The organism is Pseudomonas sp. AD21 (genome assembly GCF_002878485.1).
Taxonomy (GTDB): domain Bacteria; phylum Pseudomonadota; class Gammaproteobacteria; order Pseudomonadales; family Pseudomonadaceae; genus Aquipseudomonas.
Map to the genome: position 1 here is coordinate 1 of NZ_NQYG01000130.1, position 1,247 is coordinate 1,247.

General features: G+C 60.5%; 1 protein-coding gene. It reads left to right on the plus strand.

The features are described from left to right. Nucleotides 1–169: 169 nt before the first annotated feature. The coding region (gene tssI, locus PseAD21_RS29310) for a type VI secretion system tip protein TssI/VgrG (protein ID WP_146011324.1) at nt 170–1,247 on the plus strand (1,078 nt) is incomplete at its 3' end.

Below are 1,247 nucleotides of genomic sequence, written 5' to 3' on the forward strand. Positions count from 1 at the left end.
CTTCGGGTTCCGATGACTGGCGTGCTCCAGTCGTTTAATTACGGCTGATCGTTACAAGCATCGGCCAGCTCTGCTGGTCGATGTTGTTTACGCCCCTCCAGAATTTCGCGTACGTTGAGCCGCTTTGCGGTCGTCGACGAACGCCGCTGTACAGCACGAGGAACAAGGGATGTTCGCGCCGGCCAATGAAACCCATTTTGCCCTGACCATCGAAGATCTTTCCGCCGATTTCCAGGTGTTTACCCTCACCGGTCGGGAAGCCGTCAGCCAGCCTTTTGTCTTCGAGGTGGAGCTGGTCAGTGAGCAGCCGTCGCTGGATCTCGAAACCCTGCTGCACAAACCGGCCTTTCTGCAACTGTCGCCCGACGGCAGCGGCATTCACGGCCAGATCTACCGCGCCGCGCAAGGTGACTCGGGCAAGCGCCTGACGCGCTACTCCGTGACCCTGCGCCCGCAACTGTCGTACCTGGCGCATCGCATCAACCAACGGATCTTCCAGAACCTCACGGTGCCGAAAATCATCGGCATGGTCCTCGAAGAGCACGGCATCCAGAGCAACGCCTACGAATTCAAGACCGGTTCGATTTATCCCGAGCGCATTTACTGCGTGCAATACGATGAATCGGATCTGCATTTCATCCAGCGCCTGTGCGAGGAAGAAGGTATTCACTACCACTTCGAGCACACGGCAACGGCGCACAAACTGGTGTTCGGCGACGACCAGACGGTGTTCCCGAAACTCAAGCCAGTGGTCTATCAGCAAGACTCCGGCATGGTCGCCAGCGACCCGGTGATCAAGCGCTTCGACCTGCGCCTGGAAACCCGCCCCAGCCGCACCACGCGTCGCGATTACGACTTCGAAAAACCACGCCTGACGCTGGAAAGCGAGAACCGTGGCGACGCCCTGCCCGACCTCGAAGACTACGACTACCCGGGTCGCTTCATCGACCGCGAGCGCGGCAAGCACCTGGCCAAACGCGCCCTCGAACGCCACCGCAGCGACTTCCAGCTCGCCGAAGGCAAGAGCGACCAGCCGCTGCTGGTCAGCGGCCATTTCCTCGCCCTGACCGAGCACCCGAAGGCCAAGTGGAACGACCTGTGGCTGCTCACCGAAGTCCTCCACGAAGGCAAACAGCCGCAAGTGCTCGAAGAGTCGGTGACCAGCGACACCACCGCACTCAAAGACGATTTCCATCAGGGCTATCGCAACCGCTTTCAGGCCACCCCGTGGGACGTGCCCAACCGCC